Annotated in this window: 3 protein-coding genes and 1 pseudogene; all 4 read left to right on the forward strand. The window is 32.1% G+C overall.

Annotated elements, in window-relative coordinates:
* Window positions 1-379 (forward strand): annotated as a pseudogene (locus tag ACW2QF_RS16890) (ABC transporter ATP-binding protein); the annotation flags it as partial.
* Window positions 354-2,507 (forward strand): DUF6449 domain-containing protein, encoded by a 2,154-nt coding sequence (locus ACW2QF_RS16895; protein WP_455717185.1) that lies wholly within the window; start codon window positions 354-356, stop codon window positions 2,505-2,507. The pseudogene ACW2QF_RS16890 and the gene ACW2QF_RS16895, both read left to right, overlap by 26 nt.
* 193 nt (window positions 2,508-2,700) lie before the next feature.
* A complete protein-coding gene (locus ACW2QF_RS16900; RefSeq protein WP_455717186.1) occupies window positions 2,701-4,104 on the forward strand; it encodes a YjiH family protein in 1,404 nt (467 codons plus the stop codon).
* A gap of 201 nt (window positions 4,105-4,305) precedes the next feature.
* Window positions 4,306-5,412 (forward strand): CAP domain-containing protein, encoded by a 1,107-nt coding sequence (locus tag ACW2QF_RS16905; RefSeq protein ID WP_455717187.1) that lies wholly within the window; start codon window positions 4,306-4,308, stop codon window positions 5,410-5,412.
* Window positions 5,413-5,830 lie beyond the last annotated feature (418 nt).

Consider the following 5,830-nt stretch of genomic DNA (forward strand, 5'->3'; position numbering starts at 1 on the left):
ACGAGAGATGACACCGATTATTGCATCTCACAACTTAAGAGAATTAGAAGATATCTGTGATCATGTTGGACTTTTGCATAAGGGAGGGATTTTGTTGTCCAAGGATTTATTCGATATGAAATGCAGTATTCATAAAGTACAATGTGTATTTAAAGCGGAAGATAGAGTGGAAGAAGTAGAGAGAGAATTAAACCTAATTAAGAAAGAACAAAGAGGTTCGTTATATACGTATACAGCAAGAGGAACTTGCGAAGAGATTACAGCTACCATTCAGAAGAGAAATCCAGTATTTGTTGAAGTGCTGCCACTTAGTTTGGAAGAGATATTCATTAGTGAAACGGAGGTAGTTGGATATGACATCAAAAAACTTATTATGTAGATTGATGAGAGAAGATATTAAGAGACGTTTATGGGCAATCGCTATCTCAGTTATTACATTTTTATTTGCATTACCTGTATATATTGCAACTTCTTTAGAACAGGCAATGAATAATATAAAGGATAATCCTGCAATCGGTGCAAGGAAAATGTACCTTACTAATAGCGCTGTGAGTAGCATGGGCTTAGATAATTCAGCTTTAATCCTACTAACAGTGATATTAGCTGTAGTATGTGGTATTAGTGGTTTTTACTATCTGCAATCAAAGAAGAAAGTGGATTTCTATCATAGTATACCTGTTAAGAGAGATTCACTATTTGCCTCTACGTATATAGTTGGTATTGCAATTTATGTGATTCCTTATCTTGTATCATTGGCAATAGGATTTGTTATAGCCGGTGCAAACGGAGCTCTTCAATCTGACGTATGGATAGAAGCATGGAAAGCATTTGGAATTAATTTATTATGTTATTGGATTACGTATACCGTTGTAATCATTGCGGTATTGTTAACTGGCCAACTTATTGTAAGTATCTTAGCTTGTGCTGTGTTCTTTGCATATGCTCCAATGGTATCGATATTAATGACTGCTTTAGGTAGTATGTATTTTGATACGCATTATACTTATCGTTTTGGTACAGGGTCTATTTTATTTCGATGCTCACCTCTTGGTGCATATTATAAAATGTTTCAAGAGGCGCAAGAGGGGACGCTTCAAGTATCTAACGTATTAGGTTATCTAGTTATTGCTATAGCATTAGTTATCTTAGTGATTTTCTTATATCGTGGGAGAAAGTCAGAAGCAGCAGGAAAAGCAATTTCCTATAAAGGATTGGAACCTTATATTAAGACAGCAGTAAGTATACCAATAGGTTTATTTGGGGGATTAATCTTTACATCTTTAATGGATACCGATTCCTTTTTTTGGTTAGTCTTTGGTATGGTTAGTGGATATCTATTATGTAGTTGTTTGATGGAAATCATTTATCATTTTGACTTTAAAGCAGCGTTCAAAAGGCGTATACAATTACTGATTGGGGCTGTGCTTATGTTTGCAATATTCTCAACATATAAGTGGGATTTACTACAGTATGATCAGTATGTACCAAGTAAAGATAAGATTGAGAGTATGAGTATTTCGATTGATGGTATTGATACTAATCTAGATTTTATAGTAATTAACAAGGATAAGGGTCAAACTGAGGTGTCGTATATGGGTGAGGACGAATATGCTTTCCAATACATGCATTTAGAAGATAAAAATCTTGCATATGAAATTATGAAGAGAGCTGATAAAGATGGTACAATTAATGAAGAGGATGAGGATATTTATGAATCAGATGATAAATATATAGGACTTAAAGTGCTATATCGATTGAAATCAGGAAGAGAAGTCTATCGTAGATATAACTATGATATTTCTGTAGAATCTAATTTTGATTTGCTAAATCAATTATACCAAACAAAAGAATACAAAGAAGGTGCCTTCTCATTGTATACATGGAAGGAAGTAGCAGAAGTGACTTGTTATAATGAGTTCCAAAATGTAGATATGACCTTGACTGTGGAAGAACGGGCACAGTTATTATCAATATATTTAGATGAACTCACAAAGCTTTCACTAGAAGATGTAAGAGAGGAAGTACCAGTAGCAACAATTCGATTTAGTGATGTTGGTGACAGGACTGGCGGTTATCCGATGTATATTTCATACGTTTATCCATCCTTTACAAACACCATTGCATTCTTAACAGAACACGGATTTGATTTTAATAAGACTTATGATCTTGATAATATTGTGGAGCTAAATATAGATTATTCTATTCCATATGAGGTTCAAGGGGAAGAACGTTATCAAGAATATGCGAAAGAACATCCAGATTGGTATTATGATATGCAAGTTACTTACAACGATAAAGATAAGATAAGCAAGATTATTCCCTATATAGCAAATTGGGAATATATGATAAATAATGAGGTTTTGACTAATTATGACGATAGATTAAGAATCTCTGTAGTTACAAAAACAGATGAATATGGTAATATGGAGAAAGCTCAATACACCATTGATGTTAATAATATCCCTGATTTCGTAAAAGAAGATATTATGTATGCAGAGCCAAAGTAAGAATTGAGAAAAGAAGTATATTACTAAATTACAGTTGCATAATAACTATAAGTACACAAATAACGGTGGTATAAGTTACCATCGTTATTTTTATGTAATCATGTTGATTTTTTATACAGTATTAGATATAGTAGTTGATACGTGCGTAAACCTAGAAAATTAGTTAATGACAGTGATAAACGAGGTAAGAATCGTGAATAAAAATAAAGATTATACAGAAGTTGAAAGTTATTTGAAAAAAGGAAAGAACTATGCAAAGTTTATGATACCATCCATTATCGGAATTATACTATTTATGTTTCCAGTAGTGAAAGATGGAGAAGTTACGATTCCAATTGCAATACTATCAAATCTGCTTAGTGGATATATTGCTTCTTATATAGAATACATTTTAATTGGATTATTAACAATATCATTCTTTGGTAGCTTACTTACAGTAATCATTGATAGATATTCAAACAAAGGGAAAGAATCTTCAGGTAAAGAAGAGAAAAAAGGATTTTGGAAGAATCTATTCAAAGTGTCACCACTATGGTTGGTTGCTAGAGGTGTAGCATTTGTATTTGGTTGTATCGTAGTATTTGCTAAAGATGTTACCTTTATAGCATCAGCTAATACAGGAGGGCTTGTATACTACGATTTACTTCCGGTGTTATTTACTATATTCTTCTTAGCAGGTATCTTATTACCATTATTATTGAACTTTGGGTTGTTAGAATTTACTGGTGCACTATTAATTAAAATTATGCGTCCGGTATTTGGATTACCGGGGAGAGCTGCTATTGATGCCATTGCTTCTTGGTTAGGTGACGGTACGATAGGAGTTTTGTTAACAAGTAAACAGTATGAAGAAGGGTTTTACACGGAGAGAGAAGCTTGTGTGATAGGAACAAACTTTTCCTTAGTCTCCATAACATTTAGTTTAGTTGTTATTAATACGGTAGGGTTATCTCACATGTTTGTACCATTCTACTTAACTATTACATTCGCATGTATTATAGTAGCAATCCTATTACCGAAGATACCACCACTATCAAGAAAGAAAGATCGTTATTTTGATGGAACAACTAAGGATGATAAAGAAGAACTTCCTATGAATACAAAATGTTTTACTTATGGAGTGCAGAAAGCACTTGAGAGAGTAGATGGTGTTAATGTAGGCAAGAGTATATTCATTGATGGTTTTAAGAATGTACTTGATATGTGGATTGCAGTTATTCCAATCGTTATGACAGTAGGTACAATTGCTTTATTAATTGCAGAATATACTCCAATTTTTCGAATTTTAGGATTACCCTTCTTACCGATTCTAAACATACTTGGTGTACCTGAAGCAGTCGCAGCGTCACAAACATTGTTTGCAGGATTTGCAGATATGCTATTACCTTCTGTATTAATTGCCAATGTAGCCAACGATATGACAAGATTTATCGTAGCAGCAGTATCTGTATGTCAATTAATCTATTTATCAGAAGTAGGAGCATTATTAATTGCTTCAAAGATTCCAGTAAGCCTCAAAGAAATATTTATTATATTTATAGAAAGAACTTTAATCACATTACCAATAGTTGTAGTAATAGCAAAACTTATATTTTAAGCCATAAATTGAATGAATTAAATACAAATCTCAGAAAGTTATACATCGCATATAGCAGTAACTTTCTGAGATTTTTTGTTGTTTGGAGGGGGAGGGGTTACTGGATTTCCTATTAATTACAGGAATTCCATGAAAAATATATTACATAATTATTACGAAAGTGTTACAATGTTAACATAATAATACAAGGGAGAAAAGAATATGAAGAAAAGAAGAATGATTAAAATATCAATTCTAGCCTGTTTATTGTGTATTGTAGTCAGCTACATGACAATGCCGTGTTCAGGCTGGGGAGAATGGAAAGCGAAGGCAGCTACTTCAGTAACTAGACCAAACACAACAATTAAACAAAGAACTGCAACGACTGTTACGTTATCAATGAGTAAAGTATCAGGAGTAAAAGGATATGAGATCTATCGTTCAACCTCAAAAAATGGAATGTATACGAAGCTTGCAAATGTAACAACAAACACATATAAAGATACAGATTGTAAATCTTCAAGTAGTTACTACTATAAAGTAAAGGCTTACAAGACTGTGAATGGTAAAAAGGTTTATAGTACGTATTCAAATGTAACGAGTGTTTCAGCAACATTGAAAAAAACAAATAATGTTAAAGTTACGAATCAAACAAGCGGTCGTAAAGTAAGTTGGAATAAAGTATCAAACGCAAGTAAATATAACGTATATCGTTCTAATTCAAAGAATGGTGATTATGAGTATATCGGAAGTTCGACAACACTAAGTTATACAGATAAGACAGCTAAGCAATATCAGACATATTACTATAGAGTACGAGCTTATAAAAAGAGTTCTAATATAAAGTACTATGGAGTATATTCTGATAAAATTAAATCAAATAAGATAAATAGTATTACTGGAGATAATGTAGAGACAGATAACAATAATTCTAGTTCAACTACATCAAGTAATGCTGCTTATACAAAAGAAGTGTTACGTCTTGTTAATATTGAAAGAGCAAAAGAAGGATTAAGTGCATTAACAACGAATACAACACTAGAAAAGGCGGCATATATTAGATCACAAGAGATTAAAAAGAGTTTTTCACATACAAGACCAAATGGATCTTCATTTTCAACTATATTAAAAGAGATGAATATATCATATCAAGCAACAGGTGAGAATATTGCATATGGTCAAAAGACACCTGAAGCTGTTGTGGATGCATGGATGAATTCATCAGGACACCGTGCGAATATTATGTCAAGCAAATACAATAAACTTGGAGTTGGATGCTATATTGATAGTAACAATGTAGTTTATTGGACTCAAATATTTACTAATTAGATATTGAAATGTTTTAGGATTTTAAGCAGTTGTTACCCTAAAACCATTCACTTTTAAATGAACAAAGTGAAATGGAGAAAGTAGGGGATGTGGCTGTGTATGTAAAACGAGGTGCATTTATACAAGAATAGTATAATAAATGCACCTCATTTTACATTGTTTTGATTAGTTAGAAAAAAATGAATCTCTGAATATTATATTATTTTACGGGGATATTAAGTAGCGAGAGTGAATGTTTGAATGAATTAATATGGAGAAAAATGTTATATTATATAGAAAAGAAGAATTCTATAAAAAAAAGATGATTTAATTGTTGACAAATGTTCATGTAAATGATAAAATAAATTTCGTCGCTGAACGACAGCACTTAAATAACTGATAATAAGTTAAATATTTTCTTCTTGACAAACAATTTAAG

This window comes from Anaerosporobacter sp. (assembly GCF_965301125.1).

Excerpts from the sequence above, each read along its gene's own strand:
- ACW2QF_RS16895 (WP_455717185.1), top strand. The coding sequence starts at position 354 with ATGACATCAAAAAACTTATTATGTAGATTGATGAGAGAAGATATTAAG.
- ACW2QF_RS16905 (WP_455717187.1), top strand. The coding sequence starts at position 4,306 with ATGAAGAAAAGAAGAATGATTAAAATATCAATTCTAGCCTGTTTATTG.